This window comes from Amphritea atlantica (assembly GCF_900111095.1).
In the GTDB taxonomy this organism is placed as follows: Bacteria; Pseudomonadota; Gammaproteobacteria; order Pseudomonadales; family Balneatricaceae; genus Amphritea; species Amphritea atlantica.
The window spans coordinates 108,426-133,520 of the sequence record NZ_FOGB01000005.1; the positions used below are offsets into that span (position 1 = coordinate 108,426).

The 25,095-nt window shown below is 54.3% G+C and carries 23 protein-coding genes; 12 read left to right on the forward strand and 11 right to left on the reverse strand.

Going from position 1 to position 25,095, the window contains the following annotated elements:
* The first annotated feature begins 312 nt into the window (after positions 1 to 312).
* The 8 genes from BMY09_RS10095 (at position 313) to BMY09_RS10130 (ending at position 8,069) form a co-directional block, all read left to right on the forward strand.
* Positions 313 to 1,170, forward strand: a complete 858-nt coding sequence (locus BMY09_RS10095; RefSeq protein WP_245756551.1) for a MotA/TolQ/ExbB proton channel family protein — start codon at positions 313 to 315, stop codon at positions 1,168 to 1,170.
* Positions 1,160 to 1,558, forward strand: coding sequence for an ExbD/TolR family protein (locus BMY09_RS10100; RefSeq protein WP_175483503.1), 399 nt, complete (start codon positions 1,160 to 1,162; stop codon positions 1,556 to 1,558). Before BMY09_RS10095 ends, BMY09_RS10100 begins: the two co-directional genes overlap by 11 nt.
* Positions 1,555 to 1,962 carry an ExbD/TolR family protein gene (locus BMY09_RS10105; protein WP_091357432.1) on the forward strand — a complete coding sequence of 136 codons (408 nt, stop codon included), beginning with the start codon at positions 1,555 to 1,557 and terminating at the stop codon, positions 1,960 to 1,962. Before BMY09_RS10100 ends, BMY09_RS10105 begins: the two co-directional genes overlap by 4 nt.
* Positions 1,959 to 2,792: an energy transducer TonB gene (locus BMY09_RS22185; RefSeq protein ID WP_175483504.1), complete on the forward strand. Its 834-nt coding sequence runs from the start codon at positions 1,959 to 1,961 to the stop codon at positions 2,790 to 2,792. The genes BMY09_RS10105 and BMY09_RS22185 overlap by 4 nt, the downstream gene beginning before the upstream one ends.
* Before the next feature lie 9 nt (positions 2,793 to 2,801).
* Positions 2,802 to 5,159 (forward strand): TonB-dependent receptor, encoded by a 2,358-nt coding sequence (locus BMY09_RS10115; protein WP_217647422.1) that lies wholly within the window; start codon positions 2,802 to 2,804, stop codon positions 5,157 to 5,159.
* A 66-nt stretch (positions 5,160 to 5,225) separates the two neighbouring features.
* Entirely contained in the window at positions 5,226 to 6,344 is a 1,119-nt protein-coding gene (locus tag BMY09_RS10120) for an alpha-hydroxy acid oxidase (protein ID WP_091357436.1), read from the forward strand.
* 10 nt (positions 6,345 to 6,354) lie between these two features.
* Positions 6,355 to 7,041, forward strand: coding sequence for a Fe2+-dependent dioxygenase (locus BMY09_RS10125; protein WP_091357438.1), 687 nt, complete (start codon positions 6,355 to 6,357; stop codon positions 7,039 to 7,041).
* Positions 7,042 to 7,070: 29 nt separating this feature from the next.
* A complete protein-coding gene (locus BMY09_RS10130; protein ID WP_091357440.1) occupies positions 7,071 to 8,069 on the forward strand; it encodes an extracellular solute-binding protein in 999 nt (332 codons plus the stop codon).
* Positions 8,070 to 8,071: 2 nt separating this feature from the next.
* Here BMY09_RS10130 and BMY09_RS10135 read toward each other — a convergent pair whose 3' ends face one another.
* Genes BMY09_RS10135 through BMY09_RS10165 form a run of 7 tightly spaced genes read right to left on the reverse strand, consistent with a single transcriptional unit; the run spans position 8,072 to position 16,674 of the window.
* Entirely contained in the window at positions 8,072 to 10,465 is a 2,394-nt protein-coding gene (locus BMY09_RS10135) for a DNA polymerase II (protein ID WP_245756552.1), read from the reverse strand.
* Positions 10,466 to 10,469: 4 nt separating this feature from the next.
* Entirely contained in the window at positions 10,470 to 11,477 is a 1,008-nt protein-coding gene (mvaD, locus tag BMY09_RS10140) for a diphosphomevalonate decarboxylase (RefSeq protein WP_338024073.1), read from the reverse strand.
* On the reverse strand, positions 11,464 to 12,405 hold the full coding sequence (locus BMY09_RS10145) for a mevalonate kinase family protein (RefSeq protein ID WP_245756553.1): 942 nt from the start codon (positions 12,403 to 12,405) through the stop codon (positions 11,464 to 11,466). Before BMY09_RS10145 ends, mvaD begins: the two co-directional genes overlap by 14 nt.
* Positions 12,395 to 13,396, reverse strand: coding sequence for a mevalonate kinase family protein (locus BMY09_RS10150; protein ID WP_091357444.1), 1,002 nt, complete (start codon positions 13,394 to 13,396; stop codon positions 12,395 to 12,397). The genes BMY09_RS10145 and BMY09_RS10150 overlap by 11 nt, the downstream gene beginning before the upstream one ends.
* Positions 13,397 to 13,423: 27 nt before the next feature.
* The gene (locus BMY09_RS10155; RefSeq protein WP_091357446.1) at positions 13,424 to 14,590 is read right to left on the reverse strand and encodes a hydroxymethylglutaryl-CoA synthase; all 1,167 of its coding nucleotides are present in this window, start codon (positions 14,588 to 14,590) and stop codon (positions 13,424 to 13,426) included.
* A gap of 15 nt (positions 14,591 to 14,605) precedes the next feature.
* Complete coding sequence (gene fni / locus BMY09_RS10160; protein WP_091357449.1) at positions 14,606 to 15,637, reverse strand: type 2 isopentenyl-diphosphate Delta-isomerase; 1,032 nt, start codon at positions 15,635 to 15,637, stop codon at positions 14,606 to 14,608.
* On the reverse strand, positions 15,637 to 16,674 hold the full coding sequence (locus BMY09_RS10165) for a hydroxymethylglutaryl-CoA reductase (protein WP_091357452.1): 1,038 nt from the start codon (positions 16,672 to 16,674) through the stop codon (positions 15,637 to 15,639). Before BMY09_RS10165 ends, fni begins: the two co-directional genes overlap by 1 nt.
* A 263-nt stretch (positions 16,675 to 16,937) precedes the next feature.
* On the opposite strand from BMY09_RS10165, the gene BMY09_RS10170 reads away from it, so the two are divergent.
* Complete coding sequence (locus tag BMY09_RS10170; RefSeq protein ID WP_091357455.1) at positions 16,938 to 17,300, forward strand: hypothetical protein; 363 nt, start codon at positions 16,938 to 16,940, stop codon at positions 17,298 to 17,300.
* A gap of 46 nt (positions 17,301 to 17,346) precedes the next feature.
* On the opposite strand, the gene BMY09_RS10175 is transcribed toward BMY09_RS10170, so the two are convergent.
* The 3 genes from BMY09_RS10175 to BMY09_RS10185 all read right to left on the reverse strand — a co-directional run bounded on the left by BMY09_RS10175 (position 17,347) and on the right by BMY09_RS10185 (position 21,286).
* Positions 17,347 to 18,945, reverse strand: coding sequence for a tetratricopeptide repeat protein (locus tag BMY09_RS10175; protein ID WP_091357458.1), 1,599 nt, complete (start codon positions 18,943 to 18,945; stop codon positions 17,347 to 17,349).
* A gap of 121 nt (positions 18,946 to 19,066) precedes the next feature.
* On the reverse strand, positions 19,067 to 20,293 hold the full coding sequence (locus BMY09_RS10180; protein WP_091357461.1) for an argininosuccinate synthase: 1,227 nt from the start codon (positions 20,291 to 20,293) through the stop codon (positions 19,067 to 19,069).
* 144 nt (positions 20,294 to 20,437) lie between these two features.
* Entirely contained in the window at positions 20,438 to 21,286 is an 849-nt protein-coding gene (locus BMY09_RS10185; RefSeq protein WP_091357464.1) for an OmpA family protein, read from the reverse strand.
* Positions 21,287 to 21,518: 232 nt separating this feature from the next.
* Here BMY09_RS10185 and rnt point away from each other — a divergent pair, with 232 nt between their 5' ends.
* From rnt to BMY09_RS10200, 3 genes are all read left to right on the forward strand, one after another.
* Positions 21,519 to 22,136: a ribonuclease T gene (gene rnt / locus BMY09_RS10190; RefSeq protein ID WP_091357467.1), complete on the forward strand. Its 618-nt coding sequence runs from the start codon at positions 21,519 to 21,521 to the stop codon at positions 22,134 to 22,136.
* Positions 22,137 to 22,314: 178 nt separating this feature from the next.
* Positions 22,315 to 22,758 carry a hypothetical protein gene (locus BMY09_RS10195; RefSeq protein ID WP_091357469.1) on the forward strand — a complete coding sequence of 148 codons (444 nt, stop codon included), beginning with the start codon at positions 22,315 to 22,317 and terminating at the stop codon, positions 22,756 to 22,758.
* Between the two features lie 67 nt (positions 22,759 to 22,825).
* Positions 22,826 to 24,355: an Lcl C-terminal domain-containing protein gene (locus tag BMY09_RS10200; protein ID WP_091357472.1), complete on the forward strand. Its 1,530-nt coding sequence runs from the start codon at positions 22,826 to 22,828 to the stop codon at positions 24,353 to 24,355.
* On the opposite strand, the gene BMY09_RS10205 is transcribed toward BMY09_RS10200, so the two are convergent.
* Positions 24,356 to 25,039, reverse strand: coding sequence for a response regulator (locus tag BMY09_RS10205; RefSeq protein ID WP_091357475.1), 684 nt, complete (start codon positions 25,037 to 25,039; stop codon positions 24,356 to 24,358).
* Positions 25,040 to 25,095: the final 56 nt, after the last annotated feature.

The following is a 25,095-nucleotide window of genomic DNA, read 5'->3' on the forward strand; positions in this document are numbered from 1 at the left end:
CGGGCGTTATTATCGGAGATTGATCAGCACATCACAGTGAAGTTTTAGTGAAACACCATGGGTAAAACTTATACACATCATCACAATTTATAGACGATACCAACAGATTGCTTATTTTTAGGCACATTTAAAACTGGTATGGATCGCCACTGTGCCATCCATATGACCTCCCCTGAGTCAGACACGTTAGCCTGTCTCGGCAACCTTGCTGCACTTCCAATATGAATATTTTTCACAAAAGAGCTTGAAACATTAAACTTTACAAAACTATAATGCGAATCATTCTCAGTAGCATTAAGATTAAGGTTTATAATGAAAGCCTCAGACAGCCTCTCTTTTGAACAGAGCTCACCATCAGAGCTACATCCAGCCCCAAACGCTCAGGCGACCGACCCGGGGATGGTCGACATCCCGCAACAACCTGTGATCCATTCAGCAGCTGTCGATAGCATCAATGCTAATGATCTGTCCCAACAGCTAATCGACAGTGATAGTTTAAGCGCCAGTACTGATCAGCTTTTCAGGATAATTGAGATTGGTGGGCCGGTGGTCTGGATACTGATGGCACTCTCGGTGTTCTCCCTCAGCATTATCTTTATCAAGCTCTGGCAGTTTGCCGTTATTAAACCGGAAAGCTGTCGCGACATCTCCGCAAGTCTGAATAAGTGGCGCAGCCATGACCCGGCAGGAGCCATGCAAGCACTCCACTCACAACGACCGGTATCGGGAATTATCCGCTATGCGATGCAGGGTATTACACAGCAACAGGATAACCAGTTACTGCAGGAAGAGCTGTCCCGACAGGCCAGTCATCTGGTTAACCAGCTCAGGGCCTTGCTCCGGCCACTGGAAGTGATCGCCAGCCTCAGTCCCCTGCTGGGTCTGATGGGTACGGTGCTCGGAATGATTGCTGCCTTTCAGCAGATGGAAGCGGCTGGCAGCAACGTCAACCCCGCTGTCCTGTCCGGAGGGATCTGGCAGGCACTGCTAACCACCGCCGTTGGCCTGGCAGTCGCCATTCCAGTAGCAACAGCGCATAGCGTTTTAGAACGCAAGGCTGAACGCTGCGCCATGTTGATCAACGACTCTGTCACACAGGTGTTCACCTGCCCATTAGTGCAGAGTGAAGCAAAAACCGTGTCGCTGCAGGAGCATAGTCGTGCTGCTTGAGATAACACCACGGGCCTCACAGAGCATCAGCCTGACGCCATTGATCGATGTGGTGTTTATCCTGCTGCTGTTTTTTATGCTGTCTTCCACGTTTAGCAAAACCCGGCAACTGGAGCTTGAAGCCACATCGCCGGGCACCCAGAACCTGATGACAGAGGTTAACCGGTTGCTGCTACTCACTGAAAACAGAGCTGACCTGAACGGCACGATTTACACCGTGGATTCAACCACGTTCTCGCAACAACTCAGCGCCATCGCCAACGCAGATGGAGCCGTCACTCTGGCTGCACACCCCACCGTCCGGGTTCAGCAGACGATCCATATAATCGATAGCCTGCGGGCGGCGGGGATCGTACAACTTGATCTGAGCCCATCGGTGTCTGAATGAAAATTGTCGCGACTCAGCAACCTGTCTCACAGCGAAGTAACCTGGATAACAGCATGATTCCGGCGATCAACATCGTCTTTCTGTTACTGATTTTTTTCATGCTGGCAGGCCATATCGAAACCAGGGATGAGCAACTTCACATTCCCGCCTCCAGCAGTGACACTGAACTCAGCCCAGGAGAACTGGAAATTAAAGTCTCTGCCTCCGGTGACTACCGGATCAACGGCCAGAGCATCGACAAAGATCTGCAATCCACTATGGCGGAACTGAGGCTTTCTCCACAAACCGTGGTGATCTGTCATATCCATCGCGATCTGCCCTCCTCTGCGCTGGACCCCATTATTCTGGCGGTTCAGAAACATGGCATTAAAGCGCTTCAGATAGCCACAGAGCACACCTTATGATCACCCGCCGACAGATGATCTTCAGTATTACCGCCGCCACCGTTGTGCATCTGGGTGCCCTGATGATCTGGGTGGTGCCGATGGCGACCGAGGGCGCCATCGCAGAAGGCCAGGACGGGCTGCAGGTGAGTGTCGGGCTTGCAGGCAGCTTTATGGCAACACCTGAGCAGAGCAACAACACGAAACAGAGCACCGAAGACACGCAACGACCGGAACAGACCACTACAGAGGAAGCCCGGCAACAACCGACACCGCAAACCAAACCTGAACCCAAACCCAAACCCGAACCCGAACCCGAACCCGAACCCGAACCCGAACCCGAACCCGAACCCGAACCCGAACCAAAATCTGTGCCGAAGCCTGTGCCAAAAACTGAGCCGAAGCCAGCACAAAAACAACAAACAGTACCCGAGTCAGTGCCGGACCGTTCTGAAGCATCCCCTGAATCAGAACAGCGGCCCTCTCAGTCAGCAACAAGAGCAACAGGTGTGGGGGAGCGTGCAGAAACAGGTGGCAATCCCGCCGCCCGGCAGAGTTATCTGACCCGGGTCATGGCCAGAATCACACGCTTCAAACGCTATCCCCGCAGCGCCAGAAAGGATGGCGTCACCGGGGTAGTTCTCGTGAAATTCGTTATCCGGAAAAGCGGCAGGGTTGAATCCGCTGCAGTGGTTAATAGCTCCGGTGACGCTCGTCTGGATCAGGAGGCCGTAGAGATGCTGGTTCGCGCCAGCCCCTTTGCCGCAGTTCCCGATGAACTCAGCAGCGATCATTTAGAACTGACCCTTCCGGTTGAATTTTCACTTAATCCAACACGAAAACTGTTTTAAGGAACACCGATGGACAACATAACGATGGTTTCTACGCCAGCACACACCCAAAGGAAAAACAGAACGGCGGGCTTTGCCCCCGGTACTCTGGCACTGGCAATTTCAGGTGCATTAATGGCCAGCGCGGCAACCGCGGATGAAACCAGCATCGCGCTGGATAAACTGAAGATTGAAGAATCGCTGACACCGGATACCAACCCGTATGCAGTGCCCGGCGCTCCCTATCTGGCAGACCGTGTATCCGACCCACGCAGAACCCGTTCACTGGCTGAAACCCCGCAGACCATTACCGTACTGACCGCCGCTGAGATATCAGACTCTGGCCGGAGCGATCTGCGGGAGATTCTTGATGGACAGCCGGGTATTACTCTGGGGACCGGAGAAAACGGCAATGCCTTCGGTGATCGCTATATCATTCGAGGCCACGAAGCCCGCAGCGATATCTTTATCGATGGTCTGCGAGATCCGGGAATGACCGTGCGGGAGAGTTTTGCCGTAGAACAGGTGGAAATCAGCAAGGGGCCCAGCTCCTCTTTTGCCGGTCGGGGAACCACCGGCGGTGCCGTCAACTCCGCGACGAAACGGGCCAGCACCGAATATGACTTTACCAAACTGTCGGCCGGTATCGGCACCGATAACTACCACCGGCTGACCCTCGACACCAACCAGGTTATCGATTACGACACCGCACTGCGCGCCAATATTCTGGATGCCCAGGAGGATGTTCCGGAACGATCTCCCGCCGACAGAGAGCGGATCGGCGCGGCGCTGTCACTGTCCCATCAGTTTACCGATCAGTTGGAAATGACCGCCGACTATTATCACTTCGAAGGTAACGACAGTCCGGACCTTGGCACCTATATCGACCGTTCCAGCGGTAAAGTGGTCAGAAATATACCCGCCTATGTGCAGGATGAGGACTTCCTCGAGTCACAGGTGGATACGTTCACTGTACGAATGGGATATGAGATCAACCCTCAAACCCGTATCGTCAACCTGACCCGTTATGGCACCACAGATAATGGCTATATCACCACTGGTGCCAGGGGCACAACCGCCTATTCAACCCTGACCGATGCCACTAATGATGCCAATGGATATACCTCTGCAAGCCTGAGTACCCATCAGGGTTGGCAGGAAGTTGAGTACTTCGCCAACCAGCTGAACCTGCTGACAACACAGGAGATCGGCGGACTGGATCATGAGCTGGTAATCGGCGCAGAATACAGTAATCAGAGTGTGCTCAACGGTGTCTACAATACATCATCATCTGGTTCCGCCAACTGTTTCACTGTTGGCAGGAGTGGTGTGGGCGAAAGTTACTGTATCACTGATGCCGACGGTAACACCGTAGCCGGAGTCAACCATCTGATGCAACGGGATATTACCCGCGGCGATGCGGATTCCGACTGGAATGTTGAAACCCTCTCCCTGTCATTGATGGATACCGTTGATCTGACCGATAGATGGACCCTGTTTGGCGGTATCCGTCATGACTACTATGACTATAAAACCACCGCCAATTTCGACCCTGACGGACGTAGCGGGCCACTGCCCAGTGCTCCGCATGACTTCACCGATAAAGGTGGTTACTGGAATGGCCATATGGGGGCCAGTTATGACATCACCCCGCGCGCCAACATCTATGCCAGTTTCTCGACGGCAACCAACCTGAATGGCGGTGAATCGGATGTCGGCACCAGCTGCGGCTATGGCGGGATCTGCGTTGATGCCAGTGACCCACAGCTGGGTGATCCGGAACGCACCCAAAGCTGGGAGCTGGGTACCAAATGGCGTTTGCAGGATGACCGGTTACTGGCGACAGCGGCACTGTTCCAGATCACGAAAAATGATGTTATGGAACAGCCTACCGGCGACTCTTACAGCACTGAAGGCTCTTTAAACACCGGAAAAAACCGGGTTGAAGGCATTGAGCTGGGGCTGGCAGGTAATCTGACCGAACGCCTCAGCGTGCAGGCCGGGCTGGCGGTTATGAACGCCGAAGTGCTGGAATCAGTCAACGCCGACAATGTCGGTAAAACCCTGGCCAACTTTGCCGATAAATCGGCCTCACTGCTGCTGAAATACCAGGCAACACCCGCCTTTGCTCTGGGAGGCTCAGCCACCTATGAAAGCGCCCGCTATACTGGCCAGCCGGATACCGCAGCCAATGAAGACCTCGGCGTACCGGAGTATACGGTATTTGATGCCTTCGCCAGTTATCAGGTCAATCGCGATCTGAAGTTCCGTCTCAATGTCGGCAACCTGTTCAACAAAGACTACTATCTGGCCGCTTATCGCTCGGGGTCATTTACCTACATCGGCGACAAACGAAACGCACAACTCACCATGGAGTACAGTTTCTGAACCGTTGATAAAACCCATTACAGGGCAGCCATAACGGCTGCCCTGCATTCAGATCTCAGGCAAACAATGAACACTCATACAACGCCCCTTTCACCTCTGGACTACATTCCGGCAGAGATAGCCTGTGCCAGAGACTATGTATCGCTGGCTCAGACATTTATCCCCGCGGATATTCTGGCCTATATCAGCGGTGGCAGCGGCCAGGATATAACCCTGCGTAACAATGAAAAGGCATTTCATCGCTGGGCGATTACGCCGAGAGTGATGCCCGCCCCCGAAAACGCCACTACCGGAATACAACTGTTTGGCAAACAGTTCCAGCATCCACTATTGCTGGCGCCGGTTGCCTATCAGACGCTGGTGCACCCGCAGGGGGAGCTGGCCACCGCCTATGCGGCAGAATCAACCGATACCTGCATGCTGGCCAGTACACTTGCCTCGGTTACTCTGGAACGGATTGCGCAAAGAAGCACCGCTGAACGCTGGTTCCAACTCTATTTTCAACCCCGTCAGGAAGACACCAATGCGTTGATTCAGCGGGCCATTGCTGCCGGCTATCAGGCCATTGTAGTTACCCTCGATGCGGCGATACAGACCCCCAGTCTCCGTGCCGTCCGGGCGGGATTCAAGCGCCCCGAAACGGTTAAAGCCGCCAACCTGGTTGACCCGGTTTCTGACACGCCCCGGCAACACAACAGCAGTGAAAGCCGGATATTTCGCAGCCGTCGGGATAACGCTCCCACACTGCAACAATTGCAGCAACTGATCGATGAGAGTCCGGTACCAGTGATTATCAAAGGTGTATTACATCCTGAGGATGCCGGGCAACTGCAACAATCAGGTGCTGCCGCGATGATCGTCTCCAACCATGGTGGACGTACCCTGGACGGGGCGCCAGCCAGCCTCTCAGTATTGCCGGCTATACGCGCGATGGTGGGGGATCAGTATCCGCTGTTATTCGACAGTGGTATCCGCAGCGGCAGCGATGTTTTTAAAGCGATCGCCCTGGGCGCAGATGCGGTACTGATCGGTCGCCTGCAACTCTATGCCCTCAGCGTCGCGGGGGCATTAGGTGTAGCCCACATGATCAAACTGCTGCGCGAAGAGCTGGAACTCTGCATGGCGATGAGCGGTTGCGCCGCCCTTGCCGATATCAGGGCCACAGAACTGCAGAAACCCTTTTAAGGAGGTTCACATGCTGATCACAATTGCCAAAGTATTACAGGCCAACGAAGTACAACAGTTCAGAGAGCACCTTGACCGTGCAGACTGGCAAAGCGGCGCCAATACCGCCGGTTCACTCGCCAGAAACGTAAAGCATAACCAGCAACTGGACGATAGTCAGGAACCCGCCATCAGTCTGGGGCACCATATTCTCAGGACCCTGTCCTGCCATCCGGCCTTCATCTCTGCGGCCCTGCCCGACCGGATCTACCCCCCCAAATTTAACCGCTACAGCGAAAATGAAACCTATGGAGCACATATTGATGGTTCGCTGATGCAGATCCCCACAACCCATCTGACATTGCGGACCGACCTGTCCGCCACCCTGTTTCTGACGGAGCCAGATGAATATAAGGGCGGTGAACTGACCATTGAGACACAGTATGGACCGCAAAGGGTCAAACTTCCGGCCGGCGATATGGTGCTCTATCCATCCACCAGCCTGCACTCGGTATCACCGGTATCAGCCGGAGTACGGATAGCCTCTTTTTTCTGGATTCAGAGCATGGTCAGAGATATCCAGCAGCGCGAAATGCTGTTTAATCTGGACAGCTCAGTACAGGCACTCACCGCCGAACTGGGGGCAACCCACCCTGAAACGGTCCGTTTAAGCGGTCTTTACCACAACCTGCTTCGTCAGTGGGCAACCCCTTCCTGACGCTGTTTTTCTGTAAAGGTGAACGATCCATGAAATATCTGTTGTGCGCTCTCAGCCTGATACTGACACTAACACTGTTTTCCCCGGCACAGGCAGCCGAACTACTGGTATATTCGACAAAAAATGCCAGCTACCTAAAACCACTTTTTGATCAGTACTCCCGCGAAACCGGGAATACGGTAAGCTATCTGGTGGCGCCCGCCAGCACTCTGATCGCCCGTCTGGAAGCGGAAGGGGTCAACAGTCAGGCAGACCTGTTATTAACCACCGGTGCCGCCAGTCTCTGGCTGGCAGCGCATAAAGGTCTGACAGCGCCGGTAGCCTCGACCACGCTGGAAGACAATATTCCCGGGCACCTGCGATCTCCTGACAACCATTGGTTTGGCTTTGCCAAACGCACTCAGACACTGATCTACAACAGTGCCAGTCTGAACAAAGCCGAGCTGCAGGGCTATGCTGATCTGGCGGATAAACGCTGGCAGGGCAACCTCTGCCTGCGGACATCACAACAACCCTATACCCAATCCCTGGTGGCGATGCTGATTAACCGGGAGGGGGAACAGAAAACCCTGGCCATGCTGCAGGGCTGGGTCGATAACCTGGCGGTACGCCCGTTTGCAGAGGATGCACAGATATTCCCGGCGATGGAGCAGCAGATCTGCGATGTCAGTATCGTCAACGCCTACTACTTCGCCCGCTATCAGCATCAACACCCTGACACCCCTCTGAAACTGTTCTGGGCCGATCAGGATAGCAGCGGCGTCCATGTGGATATCACCGGTGCAGCGGTCACCGCCCATGCCCCGCACAGAGAACAGGCTATCGACCTGCTGGAATGGCTGACCACAAAACCGGCGCAGGCATTGTACGCCGGGCTGAGTCTGGAGTACCCGGTAAACAGACAGGTCTATCCTGTGCGCGAAGTCGGCCGGCGGGGCCGTTTTATCGAAGACCCGGCCAACCTGTCAGCCAGCGGAGCCAACCGGGAACGGGCTATCGTGTTGTTACAGCAGGCGGGATACCGCTAGCGTTAAAACAGATCGATCTGCGGGACATACAGCGCCTCGAAACTATCGTTCAGAAACATCAGGATGCTGTCCGCCACCGGTGTCAGCTGACGATCAAGATAGTGCTGATAGTCGATGGGAGAGCTGGCAAACATCCGCGGTTCCGGGCCGTTCACGGTTATCAGATACTCGATGTACATCCCGGCGGTGAAGGGCCGCTTCTTTCCCTCCCGGGCAAACCGGTCCTGAGCTTTCTGCGCCGCCTGAACATGGGGCGGCCGGTTTTTACTGTACTCATCCAGCGGCCGGCGCAGCCGTTTACGGTATACCAGCTCATCATCCAGCTCACCCGCTTTCAACTGACTGACAACCTGTTTGAGATAGTCGGCATAAGCGGCATCGCTGAAGATCAGCCGGTACAGTTCCCGCTGCACCCGCCGGGCCAGCGGTGTCCAGTCGGAGCGAACGGATTCCAGCCCTTTAAAGATCAGCTCCTCCCGGCCATCATCAAAGTGGCGTACACCGGCATAACGTTTTTTGGTGCCTTTCTCCGAATGACGCATAGTAGGCATCAGGAAACGACGGTAGTGAGTTTCATACTCCAGCTCCAGATGGCAGGGTAAACCAAAACGCTGCTGCACCTCGTCCTGCCACCAGCCATTAAGAAACTGCTCCAGCTTACGCCCCTCTTGCGGTGCTTGTTCCACCGGAAAGTCATCCCCCAGCCAGACAAACACCGAATCGGTGTCACCATAGATAACGGTGTAACCAAACTGCTGCTCGATCTTCGCCTTAGTGCGGGTCAGAATCTCATGGCCACGCAGGGTAATCGAGCCGGCCAGACGCTGATCAAAGAAACGACACACATTGGAGCCCAGCACCCCGTAGAAGCTGTTCATGATGATCTTGATCGCCTGGGACAGCGGCGCATTTTTTTCCGCTTTAGCCCGGTCCCTCGCCTGCCACAAGCGTTCAATAATATCGGGTAGAATCGCCTCTTTGCGGGAGAAGATCGCGTGATTAAAACCAGGCACCAGGTCCTCTGGGGGACATTCCGTACCGGTGCCCTGCGCCAGGGCGTATGGGTCCACCATAAAGGTGCGGATAATACTCGGATACAGGCTTTTAAAATCCAGCACCAGCACCTGATGATAGAGCCCCGGACGGGACTCCATCACATAGCCCCCCGGCGCCCCCATCTGCGATTCACCGGAGGCATACACCGGGGCCACATAACCTTTGCGGTGCAGGCGGGGCAGATACTGGTTATCAAACGCGGCCGCCGAACCACCCACTTTATCCAGCGGCAGACCGGTCAGGCGGCTGCGCTCGATCAGATAATGCAGCAACTGGGCGTGTTCGAAGATATCCCACACCAGCTTACAGTCTTCCAGATTGTACTCCGCCAGCTGTCGTGGATTTTCCCGATAGACCTGCTGAATCTCTTCGCCCCGGTTGAGGCCCTCATCCATCTGTTGCCCCAGCAGTTTGCCGCGCTTCAGCATCTGATTAGACACATATTCCAGAGAGAAGCTTTCGAACTGCCAGGTGGCACCTTTGAGGGTATCGATACCATCCAACACCACCCGTCCGGCGATGCGACAAAACCACTTACCGTTGGCTGATTCAATCACCTGAATACGACTGCCATCACGGCCCAGGTTCAACGGCACCTGGAGGCGTCTGGCCCGTTCCTGCAGCACCCGGAAGTCAAAACCAACTACATTCCAGCCGATATAGATATCCGGATCACAACGCTCCACTTCACGAACAAACGCCTGCAGCAGCGCTCGTTCATCGTTGACATATTCCAGCCAGGGTTCGTTCGGGCCATCGCCAACAATCAACACCTTACTCAGCTGATCGGAATAGAGGCCGATGGAAAAGATCCGGTCCGCGCGCAGGGTGGTTTCGATATCCACCGACAGCATTGTCAGCGTCGGCTGAAGCTCAGCAGGCTGCAACTGCACCCCATGCTCGCCGACACGTACCCGGGCGCTATCCTGAATAAAACGCTCCATCAGAAACCGGTCGACCGGACGGATATCCTCTTCGATCATCGGGATAGCATAGGTTTGCAGCAGATCGGTCAGTTGCCGATAGGTTGTCAGCGAACGGCAGTAAAGGCCGTAAACCGGACGCTGCTGCAGGTCTTTAAGTTGTAGTGGCTGCAGTCGCCAGCCCGGAGAGTCCTGCGATGAGGGGGGAAGCTGTGACGCCAGCAGGGATTTAATCCGGGGGAGATCCTCTTCAAGGACAAAAAACACCCCCTCCTGCCCAGGCACGGTAACGGAAAAAACACTCTCGCCGGATTTCAGCCAGAACTGGAAACTGATCCCCTCCGGTGTATCAAACTGCTGCCGGGTGAGAATAAACCCCTCACGCGCTGTGCCGGCAGCGGCGTTTGGCAGTTTCACCGTGTCAGCCAAACGGTCTGATCACTTCCAGACCGGGAAAGCGCTGTTTCACTGCGGTTTCAGCGTCGGCGGTAAACAGCAGTTTAAGATTGGGACCGGCATCCATAGTGAAGTAAAGCTCCAGCCCTTCAGCACGGGCCTGCCAGATCGTCTGCATGGCGGCAACGGAGTCCGGTTGCCAGTAGAGCAGCGGCGGCCAGGAGGCGATCATCGTGGCGTGCATCGACAGAGCGTTCTGTTCAGCGGTCTCCCCCAGTCGGGTAAAACTCTGGTCGGCAATCGCCTGGTGCAGACGTTCCAGATCGGCCGCGGCCTGCAAGGGCCAGCTCTGATAGAGATGGGCGGTCTCAACCGTGCGGTTCATGCCGGCACGGGAATCAACCGCTTTCTCTCCGGTGTTCACCTTTACCAGACCAATTCGCAGTTGCGGCCAACTGACATCTAATGGCAGCGCGAAACTATCCATGCCATCTTCTCGAATCCCCATCTGCCACTCCACAAACCCCTCATAGAGCGAACGGCTGGCACTGCCGCTCCCCATCCGGGCAAAGGCGGACAGCACCGAAGGTTCCAGATTTAATCCGTAGAACTGGTCGACAGCCAGCATCAGGGCAGCAAAGCCGGAAGCAGATGACGCCAACCCCGCAGCAGTGGGAATATTATTCTCAGTTTCGACCCTGACACAGTGATCGGCGCCGCGACGGAACAGATCGATAAAAGCGATCACCTTACGGGCAAACTTATCCCCGGCAGCCACTTGTGCACCGTTGAGCCAGACCTGATCGGTATCACTGATGCAGATACGGGTTTTGCTGCCCAGATGCGCCAGCGAGACCGACAGGCTGCTGTTTACCGGCAGGTTCAACTCTGCATCCCGCTTGCCCCAGTATTTACACAGGGCGATATTACTGGGTGCAAACTGCGTGTCACTACTATCAGCCACCGGCGTAACCGTTGCCGGCAGATAGTTATTAATCACACTCTGTTTGTTTACCGGTTTAGAGATATTCAACCGTCACCCCCTCCGCAGACACCGCCACAGGTATTTGTTCGTAAGTCAAACGATAGTCGGATGGATTGCCTAGTGCCAGTACACAGTCCCCCAATCCTGATCCTGAAATTTTCGCCCCCAGCACCTCAGGAGAGCTGCGCAGACTATAAATAATCTCCGCCAGGTTGCGGTCATTCACCCCCAGCGCGTCCATCAGCCCCTGATAGATATTCATTAACCGTCCCAGCTGCGGCCAGTCAGCTCTGTCGACCGCCTGCTCTGCCTGCTCTGCGGTCTGCCCCATCAACTGGTACAGCCCGGTATACAGCTGCGGCGCCTGTGCTGCAAACCCTTCAACCCGTTTCAGCACATCCGGGGTTTTCATCTTGTAACCGACGTAGAACAGACTGATCGGGGGAATCCCCCCCAGTGCCCGAATCTGCGGTTCGGTACCGGGTAATGCCACTGTGTACCCCACCACACCACCATAGACAGCAGCCACCAGGTCGGTGCCGGACCCCCGGCCATCCTGCACCTGATGCACCACAGAGAGGGCTTCCTTAAAGAGTATCAGCGGATCGCTGCACGGTTTGCCGGCAAAAGCCTGTAACGCCGTTACCACTGCTGCGGTAACGGCGGCTGAAGAACCCAGTCCGACGGTGTGGGAAAACTCTGTCTGAATCAGCAGATCAAAACCGCCAGGAAGCACGGCGGCCTGACGCTGGATAGCGGTCAGCACAAAGCTGAGTTCAGTCGAAGGTAGGAGCTGGTCGAGTTCTGAGCGGTACTGCGCCAGCGCCGAATCGATTGTCACGGTGCGGTCAGCTCTGGGGGTCAGGGTCACAGCGATACGTTTATCCACGGCACAGGCCAGCGCCCGCTGACCAAACAGTACAGCGTGCTCCCCCATCAGCATCAGGCTGCCCGGTGCTGTCACCTTAATCTTCAAGTCTGGCTCCCTCGCTATCTTCCTCTATCGCCATAAAACTATAGCCGCTTTGCTGGCAAAGCGATGTCAGGTCGCCACCTGGCAGATAGGCGATCAGTGCTCCGGCCGAATCACCGGATACCGCACCGGCACCACTCACTTTGGCCGCTCCGCCCAGGTTTTCCAGCGACTGAATAAACTGCTGTACCGGCTCCGGTACCACACCGATCGCGGTCAGCAGACGGTGATTTTCCCGCATCAGTTGCCGTGGATCATCGCCTTTAACGATGATCGCACTCAGTTGCCGGGTAAGTTCGGCAAACACCTGCCACAGATCCGATTCACCAAAGCGGCGGCGAACAACATCAACACACTCCCCGGTGCCCACCCGTGGTATGCCGGTATGAATATAGTACCAGCCCTCACCCAACCGGACCGGCAGTTGCTCAACCTGACCGGCAGCCACCTGCACCATACCGCCGTATGAGACGGTGGCCGCATCGATCAGTCCGCCCCGCCCATGGCAGAGACGTTCGCAGTAACGTACCCGCTGAAACAGCTGAGCGGTTGTAAGTGGTTGTGAGAAAAGCGTCTGCCCCAGGACCGTTACAGCAGCACCCAGTGCGGCAGAGGACCCCATCCCCGACCCCAGCGGCAATTGAGAACGGATCTCCAGCGTTAAACCGCCAGCAGGATCATCATTATTAAGGCATTGACTGAGCGCATAAAGCGCAAGCTGATGGGGGGCTTCGAGAATCTCTCCGGCTCCCAGCAGGCCCTGCTCAAACTGTGTAAAACGCTGATTCAAATGCTCCGCCAGCTGGCGCAGCTCGGGCCAGCTGATCTGTGTCTGCCAGCCCGCTTCGGGCAAACTCAGACTCAGACCATCAATGGCAGCGGGCGAACTGTGGCAATGGATATAGCGGTTAACCGCCAGGGCGATAGCTGGTGCCCCATAGACTGCCGAGTGTTCTCCACTGAGAATCAGCTTACCGGGGGCACACGCCTTCATGAAACAGAGCCCTTAACTGAAGCGCCCTTAGCAGGCGATATATTCACGCTTATGATGAGAGATCCCCACCAGACGGAAACGTCCCGTGGTACCTTCGGTCTTGGTGTGTACACCGCCATCCACCGGGTCGGTGTCGTTATACAGTTCCAGATACTCTTCATAGGACACTTCACTACGGGCTTCGAGCATCGTCTGGTGTCTGTCGCCGTGCAGATATTTCTCATAGCCAGCGACAATCTTTCCAGAAAAAAACTCGGCAACCGAACCAGAACCATAACTGAAAAAGCCCACCCGTTTACCCGCCAGATTTTGTTTGCAGTTTTCCAGCAGTGAAGCCAGGCCGATATACATGGACGCGGTATAGCTGTTGCCGATAATACGGTTATACAGCAGCGTGTCTTCAACCTGCAGATCCAGCAGTTCGGGGGACAGTGCGCTGCGATTGATCCGCGCCAGATGCTTGTGTGCTTTCTGAGCCATCCGGGTAAACGGCAGGTGATAGCAGAAGTGCTGGAAATCATTGAAGGCCAGCGAACTGACTTCGCAGAAATGCTCCCAGGCATGCTTCAGCGATTGCAGATAGATCTTGGTGGAATATTTACCATCCACCAGTGCAGTAGAACGGTAATTGGGACGCCAGAAGTCCATCACATCTTCGGTGTGGTTACCCACCTCAGGATCGAGCTCCACCAGACGGGGACTGGCGGCAATCAACATGGCAACCGCACCGCATCCCTGAGTCGCCTCGCCGGAGGTTCCCAGATCATATCGCGCTACATCAGACGCGATCACTAACACCTTTTTTTCTGGCTGACGGGCAACCAGAGCACAGGCCATCTGAATCGCGGCGGTGGCACTGTAGCAGGCCTGTTTCAGCTCCACCACGCGACACCGGGATGTCAGCCCCAGTAAACGGTGGACATAGACACCCGCAGATTTCGACTGATCGATACCGGTCTCGGTGGCAAACATGACGGTGCTGATCGCATCAGTCCCGACCCGCTCTACCAGAGGCAGAGCAGCATTGGCTGCCATCGTCACCACATCTTCATCCGGAGCAGGCATTCCCATTTTTTCCTGCCCAATCCCCTGATAATACTTGTCAGGATCGATCTCCTGGACCATCGCCAGGTTTTTCAGATCCAGAAAATAGTTGGAGGTGTAAAAGCTGATTTCATCAATACCGACGGACATACGTACTTAAAATCCTCAACGCTCGCCCAGAATGAGAGCCCGATTCATAAATAAACTGTTCACATCCGGCGCGCCCAGCAAAAACATAGCTGTAGTGAATTCACGCCGGCGTTGCTCTATTACCCTGACCACTGAATCGACGGATTCCATTGCCGGTTTCAGGAACGGTGCGGCCATGCCGCAGAGCGAGGCGCCGAGTATAACAGATTTAACCATATCAATCCCATCCCTGAGACCGCCACTGGCGATGAAACCTGCACTATTTTGATACGGTTGCACCAGTTTCAGCGCCTGCGGCGTCGGAATACCCCAATCCTGGAAACAAAGTCCCAGATCATCGTCACTGGCAGCACTGCGATGATGTTCGATACGACTCCACGAGGTCCCGCCTGCGCCGGCCAGATCAAACCACTTTATACCCGCGGCAAGACCCGCTTCTATATCCAGAGGCGAAAGTCCCGCCCCCACCTCTTTCAGCAGTACCGGCTGCGACAGCCCTGCGGCCACCGCGGCAATTTTTTCCTGCAGCCCAAAGAAATCAGTATCACCCTCCGGCTGTACCGCTTCCTGCAGCGGATTCAGATGCAGATAGAGACCATCCGCCTGTAGCAGATCAACCGCCTGCTGGCACTGTTCAAGGGAAAAACCATAGTTCAGCTGAACCGCACCGATATTACCCAGCAAAACGGTATTCGGCGCATAGGTGCGCAGATCAAAACTGTCCCGCGCCGCCGGCTGAGTAAACATCACCCGCTGAGACCCCACCGCCAGCGCCACACCGGTGCGCTCAGCGGCTTCGGCAAGATTGCGGTTAATGGTTTTAATCAATGCGTGGTCGCCACCGGTCATCGAAGAGATCAGCAGCGGAAAGCTGAGCTTTTTGCCCAGAAACTCAACCGAGGGGTCAATCTGATCCAGCGCCAGCTCAGGCAGTCCCCGATGACATAGCTGGATCTGATCAAAAAATCGTCCGTCACGATCTGTCTTGGGGTCATTTTCGATCGCCCGGATATGCTCAATTTTTCGGTCGTTCGTCTGATCAGACATCAGCGTTCCATTTTCAGATGGGATTCCATCAACTCACCCGGATTCGTCTGAGCAGCCATCAGAGACAGCTCACCACAGAGCACCGTGGCAGCGCAGATAGCGGCCAGTCGGCGGGCATTTTCACCCGGCTCCCGGGACTCTTTACAGCCAAGGGCAGCGAGATTCTGCTCAACAAAATCGATCCCTTTGCCATTGCCTACGCTGCCGACAATCAGATTTGGCAGTGTGCAGGAGAAATAGAGATCCCCATTGCGCACCTCGGCATGCACAATCCCCTGCGAGCCTTCAATAATATTGGCCGCATCCTGCCCGGTGGCCAGATAAAACGCCAGTAGCATATTAGCATAATGGGCATTGGCGCTGCGCAAGCCGCCCGCCACCATCGTGCCGATAAGGTTTTTCTTGATGTTCAGGTCGACCACCTTCTCCGGAGTGGTCTTAAGCCGCCGTTCACAAAGCGCCCGGGGAATCAGGATCTCACTGATGACGTATTTACCCCGGCCAAGAATACCGTTGACAGCGGTGGCTTTTTTATCGGAACAGTAGTTTGCCGAGATCGAAGAGTAGCGTAGCTGAGGATATTCACTCAGAATCCACGGAATCAGCTTATCTGCCGCATTGGTCACCATGTTATGGCCCGAGGCATCCCCGGTGGTAAACTCCAGACGCAGATAGATCAGATTGGCTACGATCTGACTGTTCATCTCGATCAGTTTGGCAAACCGGCTGGTGGTTGCCACCACCTGGTTCAGATCATCCTTACGGGATTTGATCGATTCCAGAGCTTTGTATGCCTCTAAGGCATCCTCTGCTTCCAGCAGAATTGAACGGCTCATCCGCTCATCGACAACGGTGGTCTTTATACCCTCGTCGGTCAGTGCTGAAATCCTCGCGCCCCGGCCAACCGAAGGCCAGAGGGGCGTTTCATAGGTTGCCAGAGGCACTGACACTTTTTCGTTCAGGACATGTCCACTGATCTTTATCGGCCCGACGGTACGCATCGGAATCGGTGCTTGCTGGACTTTATGGGATTTCATAATCTCTCGGTACAATAAAAAAGGGCTGCTGCAATCATATGAGTATGACCTGCACTGCAACCCTTCAGGAAGCTCGTTTAGAGTGGGGATTTTATATAGCCCCTCCTCATTATGCAATCAAAGGACCACTGGCGCTCCCCTGAGCCATGACGCAGGTCAGCCGCTAATTTGTACCCAAATTGCCAGCGCGGACTTGACCCGCCGAAACAAGGCCCGCCATACTTAGCGAAATCTTACCTATCAGACCAGCGGAAAACGGGCCTATGCTTTATGCAGTCAGAAATGAACAGGGGCAGATCACCTCTCTGTCAGCACTCCCTGTTGAGAACTCAACGGTAGCCGACATTACCGACCCGGATGTAATCAGTTTCCTTTCCAGCAATAATGACACCGAGAGTCCGCAAGAACTGCTCGAAAAGTCTGACTTAGAAGTCAGCCGCATTATTGAAGATCTGATCGACCTGCTGATATCAAAACAAACCATTCTATTCACCGACCTGCCAGAAGCGGCACAACAGAAGCTACTGACACGTAAACTGGCCCGTTCCGCTTACCACGTCGATGAAAATGATAAGCCGGTCATAGAAAACTCCATTCTTGGTGACGACGACACCATCTTATTCTGAAGCTTAAATCGCCGGACGACTGAAACAGACGGGGACCAGGCAGGTCTCAGGACACGTCAGCCCCCTCTTGTATTTCGCGTTTAAGTTCCGCCATCGACCTGACCATATCAGCACAGCGGTCTGACAACGACAGATAACGTTTCTGCTGACGCAAGCCCAGAGCACCATAGTTGATACTGTAAAGCGCATTGTCACACTGCAGAAGCAGCTCGTCCCTCTGATTTCCAGGATGACGCGCCTGCTCAAGCGCAGCCTGCACCAGATTCAGAGTCAGGCTTGGATTATTGGGCAGAATGCTATCCGCCTGGACAAAGAAACTGAGTGCTTTCTGGTAGTCTTTCTTCCGGTAGCTCAGCATCCCCTGAATATTCAGTTTCCCCCACTCCAGGGCGGCACTGTCACGGTTAACATGTTGCTTCATCGCCTGCGCTTCTGCTTCCACAGAGGTCCCCTCCATCCCCTCCAGAAAGGGTTCCACCCACTCAGCCTGCTCGGTCAGCTCAAGCTCGCAGAACAGATCAAAAGCATTACGGGCCGCCAGATTCGCACGCCCCTGAGCACCCGCCCGGCGGTACACCTGGGCAACCATCAGGCGTGACTTAAACTGCACGATAGGTTCACCGGGAAACGCCAATACGGCATCTTCAAGGGTGCGAATAGCATACTCCTCTACATCCCGGTCGAAACTACTACGGGCCAGTAGCGCGGACACCAGACTGAAGTAATAATCATCCGACTGGAAACAACTTTGCCGGGCATGGCGGATCGCATTACTGTAGGCGTCTACGGCAATATTCCACTCCTGGTTCTGGGCGGCAAGACTACCCAGCGCCCCCAGCAGTTCGGGGACCGTGGGTTGCAGCATTACCGCTTTACGCAGCAAACTGATCGCTTCCCCCCGCTCGCCAAGGGCGCGGTAAGTGCGTGCCAGCCAGGTATAGGCCTCGACACAAAAGTAGGACTCATCAATCACCTGCTGCAGAATCTGGCGGGCATTCAGATAATCCCCCAGATGACATAGCGCCATCCCCTGCCCGACCCGGGCCCAGGGTTGCACACGCTGCGCCACTATAGACTCAAACAACTTTTCCGCTTTGCTATAATACCCCTCTTCAAGCAGGATAATGCCTCGCATCCGATGAATATACAGCTTCAGTGCAGGGTAACTCTGAGTCAGTTTATCGCACATCAGCAAAGCCTGTTGCAGCTCTCCCTGATCCAATAGCTCATCCAGAGGCTGCATCACCTGTTTAACCCGCATAATCTTTTCTAAGCGAAAACGCACTTTGGGCTCGGAATAGGGTTTGGATATGTAGGTATCAGGCGAACTATCGAGGGAACCGAACAGTAACTTGGAGCGCTCGGGGTCGACAATCAGGGAAAAAACAGTGGAAAACTGGCGGATCCCCTCCGCCGAGGCTTCCTGAATCAGTTGCAGGCCGTTCTTATGATCCTTACCCAGATCAAACAGAACGAAGCAGATGTCATAGTGCTTCTCACGCAACAGCACCAGAGCCATATTCACAGAGGAGGCGACCTGAATTTCAGCCACGCCCATGCTCCCCAGGATAATCTTGAGTTCAGCAAGATCTTCCAGGCGGTTATCAACAATCAGAACTTTTTTATCCGAGTAGCTGATTTCCATAGGCCCTACATCAGAATGGAATTTTTCAAAGTATCATATAAATCAGATAATTATCAAAGCACTCCAGAGACAAAAAAGCCCCGATATGGGTACATATCGGGGCTTTTTACAGTTTTCAAAATCAACCGTTGAGCAGATCGCGCCCTTTACTGGCCGCAATACGCATACGCAGCGCATTCAGTTTAATAAAGCCAGCCGCATCTTTCTGATCGTAAGAGCCTGCATCATCTTCAAAAGTCGCAATACTCTCGTCGAAAAGGCTGTTTTCTGAACGACGACCAACAACAATAACGTTGCCTTTGTAAAGCTTAAGGCGAACATCACCGTTTACATTACGCTGCGAGAAGTCAATCATCTGCTGCATCATTTTCCGTTCTTCAGACCACCAGAAGCCGTTGTAGATAGTCTTGGCATAACGGGGCATCAGCTCATCTTTCAGATGGGCCACTTCACGGTCCAGGGTAATCGATTCGATCGCCCGGTGTGCCCGCAGCATAATCGTGCCCCCCGGGGTTTCATAACAACCACGGGACTTCATACCGACGAAACGGTTTTCAACGATATCCAGACGGCCCACGCCGTTTTCGCCACCCACCTTGTTCAGGTACTCAAGCACGGTTGCCGGGCTCATCGGCTTGCCATCGATAGCAACAATATCACCCTTCTCGTAGGTCAGCTCCAGATAGGTTGGCTGATCAGGCGCTTCCTCAGGGGAAACAGACCAGCGCCACATATCGGCTTCAGCTTCAGCCCATGGGTCTTCCAGAATGTCACCCTCATAGGAGATGTGCAGCAGGTTGGCATCCATAGAGTAGGGAGATTTCTTCTTATTGCTGGAGAAATCAACCGGGATATTGTGCTCTTTGCAGTAATTCATCAGGGTTTCGCGGGAAGTCAGATCCCACTCACGCCATGGCGCAATAACCTTTACGCCGGGCTTCAGGGCATACGCCCCCAGCTCAAACCGCACCTGATCATTACCTTTACCGGTCGCACCATGAGAGATCGCATCAGCGCCGGTTTCATTGGCGATTTCGATCAGACGTTTAGCGATCAGCGGACGGGCGATAGAGGTACCCAGCAGGTACTCACCTTCATAAATAGTATTGGCACGGAACATCGGGAAAACGAAATCACGCACAAACTCTTCGCGCAGATCTTCGATGTAGATCTCTTTCACGCCCAGCGCTTCGGCTTTGGCACGAGCCGGCTCAACCTCTTCACCCTGACCCAGGTCAGCCGTAAAGGTTACCACTTCACAATTATAAGTTTCCTGTAACCAACGCACGATTACAGATGTATCAAGGCCGCCGGAATAGGCCAGCACAACCTTTTTAATGTCGGACATAGAGAGGCTCCAAACGCAAAATCAGCCCGTAGAGAGCACCATAGTCTCTACCGGATACCTAAAATAGGAAAGGGCGCAATTGTATCACGATTACGCCAGAGTAACAGGGGGGTAAGCGCTACAGTCACCCTGTAGCGGTCAGGGTTAATTACGGTCTAAACGGATAGTAACCCGGCGACTACGCTCACGGGTCAGACGATCGTTCTTCTGTGCAACAGGGTAACGTTCACCATGATAACGGGTGGTTATACGCTCAGGGCTGACCCCCTTCTTCTCCAGATAAGCGGTCACCGCTTCCGCCCGTTTCTTCGACAGATCCCGGTTGGCCAACCGGCGCCCCTGTGAATCGGAGTGACCGTCAACATAGATCGACTTCACAGAATCGTCGTTGTTGACATAGATCGCTATCAGATCAAGACGCGCTTTGGTGGAGTCCGACAACTGCCACTGCGCAGAAGGAAACAGAACCGCCGTTCTGGCGATCTGCCGGTAGTTCACCGGCAGCAGGTCGGAGATGCAGTCAGCATACGCCTGGTAAGCCGGTGGAAAGTTAGCAGCAGAGAGGCCGATACGCACCGTTTCTCCGGTTTCTGCCCAGTTCTGCGCCAGAAAAGTCGGCATGCGTCCGCGAAACAAACTCGCCAGCATCTGTTGAGAATAACTGGTCGGTACCGGGATAGTGCCATCGGCGGCAAACTTAACCTGACCAATCTCGCGGGTAGCAATACCCGGTTGCCATGGCGAAGCCCCTTCCATTATCTGTACCTGCCCTTTCAGACCATGCCCCTGTAGTGGCCTGAGGGTAAAGCGCACCGTCTCTCCGGCTTCCTGATTAAACTCCCCCTCACCAAACAGCGGGATCTTCTGAGACAGGCGACAACTGAATTTTGACGCTTCCAGATCCCAGCGGGATTGTTCAATGGATGCTGAGTAGCCTACCGCGAAGCCAGGAATCGAAACAGTTAATAAAAGCAACAGTACAACGATACGCATAAACGACCGGAATCCAATTAAAATTGAGGAGCGTGCCAGTATCCCTGTATCGGCACATGCCGGGAAACCTTTAGATTCTACCACGTTGCCAGTCTCACACAGAAACCGTACAGAGTTATTTGTGAAAACCAGAGCAACTCTTTACACTTAAGCCCGGCTAATTACAAATCTGGCTGTCTGAATCAGCCATTAAGGATATGCATTGAACAGAAGCGCTCAGTACCAGCACCCGATGTCAAACCGTTTCCGGGGCTACCTTCCCGTTGTGATCGACGTGGAAACCGCCGGTTTTAACGCCCAGACAGACGCTTTACTGGAGATCGCAGCGGTCACACTGACGATGGATGATGATGGCAACCTGCTTATCGATGAGAGTTATGAGTTTAATGTGGAGCCTTTTGAAGGCGCTAACCTTGAAAAATCTGCTCTCGACTTTACCGGCATCGACCCTTTTAATCCTCTGAGGGGCGCGATCCCTGAAGAGGAAGCGCTGGAAAAAATCTTCAAACCTATTCGCAAAGCGGTAAAGTCGCATAACTGCAAACGCGCAATTCTCGTGGGGCACAACGCCTCTTTCGATCACGGTTTTGTGACTGCCGCGGCAGAGCGTTGCGATATCAAGCGCAACCCCTTCCACCCGTTCTCAACCTTTGATACAGCCACACTGGCTGGTCTTGCCTTTGGCCATACCGTACTGGCGAAATCCTGCGATCTTGCTGATATCGATTTCGATGGTAAGCAGGCTCACTCAGCTCTTTATGACACCATGAAAACGGCAGAGCTGTTCTGCACGATCGTTAACCGCTGGAAAGATCTGGGCGGCTGGCAGATGGTCAACGATATGTACTAACAGGGTTAAAAGACCGCTTCAGGCGGTGTAGATCGAGACCAGCCTGAAGCCCCTTTTACCAGCCCCCTCATCTTCACACATTCTCCTTTTTTCCCCCATATTCGCTCCACTTTGTCCGCTTAGACTTTTCCCAAAGCTTACGAAATTCACTCGCTTTCGATTCAGAGGGGAACCGACTATGGCATATTTGCTTATTATCATCTGCGCCCTGGCGCTCATTACCCTGACCACTATCTACCGTGTCAAAGCCAGCGCCAATACGCCCCAAAGCCGATCGGCTACACCCCGGACACCCGCCCTGAACATGCCTCAGAGTGCGGATAAAGCAACAGAGTTTCGCGGTAAGCTACTGATTCCGGAAACTGATTGTTGCATGGCTGCGCACGCCCTCAGCCAGATTACATTCAGCCTGCAGGATCAGGTTCGCCTCCCTCTGGCCGCCTGTGACAAAACCACCTGCCTTTGTGACATCAAACTGATTCACAACCGCAGGACTGGCGAGCGCAGAGTCCGTGAAGACCGCAGAACGGAGATACGCTTCGCTCCCGGGCACCCTGACCGACGGCAACAGCAGGGACGTCGCAAAGAGGATATCATCTGGAGTGGTGGCTATGCCGGTTGATCTGGCATAACAGCCTGCTAACCCGATAAAATACTTTCTCTGATTTAAAACAAGAATGATATTCATCATGATATTGATAGCGAAAATAACAACACGACCGGTACTGACCCTGATCGCAGCCCTGCTCCCGCTTCTGAGCCAGGCGGACTCTGTCATCCGAATACCCGATACCGGTCAGAATCGCTGCTACAACGACTCCCGCGCGATTCAATGCCCTGAAGCAGGTGCTGAGTTCTTCGGTCAGGATGCACAATATACAGGTAATGCACCGGCTTATACCGATAATCATGATGGTACGGTGACCGATCTGAATACTGGCCTGATCTGGTCAAAAGCCGTTTCCTCGCACAAGCTCAGCCTGGCTGAAGCGCAGGAGGAGGCCCGGAAGATGCGTCTCGCGGGCTTTACTGACTGGCGGGTACCCAACATTAAAGAGCTCTACTCGCTGATCGATTTTCGCGGTTACACCGGTTTCTCCGGTCGGAAAACATCGGGTATTGAGGAGGCCATTCCGGCCAATGCGGTACCGTTTATCAATACCGACTACTTTGACTTTCTCTACGGCGCAGCGGATGAGCGCTATATTGATGCCCAATGGTTAACCCGTACCCGCTACACCTCAACCACCATGGACAACATGGACACCCTGTTTGGAGTGAATTTTGCCGATGGCCGTATCAAGGGTTACGGCTATCAGCCCGCCGGCACCCAGCACCCCCGAAAACGCTTTTATGTTCGTTATGTTCGGGGCCAGGCCTATGGTGACAACAACTTTGTTGATAACGGCAACAACACCATCACCGATATCAGCACAGGGCTGACCTGGGCAAAGACCGATAGTGGCCGGGGGATGACCTGGAAAGAGGCCCTGAAGTATGCTGCCCAGCTCAACCTGGGCGGTCATTCCGACTGGCGGCTGCCTAATGCCAAAGAGCTGCAATATATTGTTGATTACAACCGGGCGCCGGACAGTACCGGCACCGCGGCAATCGATCCGTTATTTGAATCGACCCCGATAACCAATGAGAAGGGAGAGCGGGACTATCCGGCCTACTGGACCTCAACCACCCATCTGGATGGACCGCGACCGGGAGATCATGCAGCTTATATTTCATTTGGCCGCGCCATGGGCCAGATGCACAATGAAATTATGGATGTCCACGGTGCAGGGTCACAACGCAGCGACCCGAAAACCGGCCAGGCTGAGATGGGCCAGGGCCCGCAGGGAGACGCTGTCAGAGTATACAACTATGTACGGGTGGTACGGGGCGGCAGCGCCACTCAAACTCAGCCCTCAACTCAGATCAGCAGAAACCACTACCCCTATAATATCAATCTGAATAACTTCAGCGTGCAGGCCAGTATCGATTCTGCGCGACAGATGCAAAACGACCGTCAGCAACCACCACCCCTGTCTGATCAGGATTTTCCCAGTCACTTTGTTAAACGACTGGACCACGATCACGATAACCGGGTGTCCCGGCAGGAGTTCGACGGCCCACCGGACCGTTTTGACGTCCATGACAAAAATCATGATGGCTATCTCTCTGCAGATGAAGCCCCGCCACCCCCGCCGATGTTGCGGCGAAGGCAGTGATCAGTCCGGAATTTCTAACTTATAGCCCACACCATACACCGACTGGATAACATCCTGATCCGGAAGCTGGGCTTCGAGTTTCTTGCGCAGGTTCTTAATATGGGTATCGATGGTGCGATCACTGACAACGCGCTGATCATCGTAGAGGTTATCCAGCAGATGCCCACGGGCAAATACCCGCCCAGGCTGCGCCATAAAGGTATTCAGAAGCCGGAACTCTACCGGCGTGAGGTCCAGATTAGTCCCGTTAACGGTTGCTTTAAACGCACCTTCATCGAGCATTATCCCCGTTAGTTGTGCCACGCTACCGGTCATCTGCACCCCGGCTCTTCTCAGTACCGAACGCACCCGCGCGACCACCTCCCGGGGACTGTAGGGCTTGCAAACATAGTCGTCTGCGCCTAATTCCAGTCCTAACAAGCGATCGATCTCCTCCACCCGCGCGGTGGTCATAATGATAGGAACCTGGGAAAACTGCCGCACCTCCCGACAGATCGCCATACCATCTTTGCCAGGCAACATCAGATCCAGCAGCACCAACGCTGGGTTATGCTCACGCACCCATTCGACCGCGCTGCCCCCCTCATAGAGTATATCGACATCATAATCGGCCATCAGCAGATAATCCCGCAGCAGTTCTGCTAAACCCGCCTCATCTTCAACAATCAGAATATGTTGTTTCACTCCAACCCTTCCTGTGATTAATAGATCAGCCTCGGTATCAGGGCAACTTACTCAGC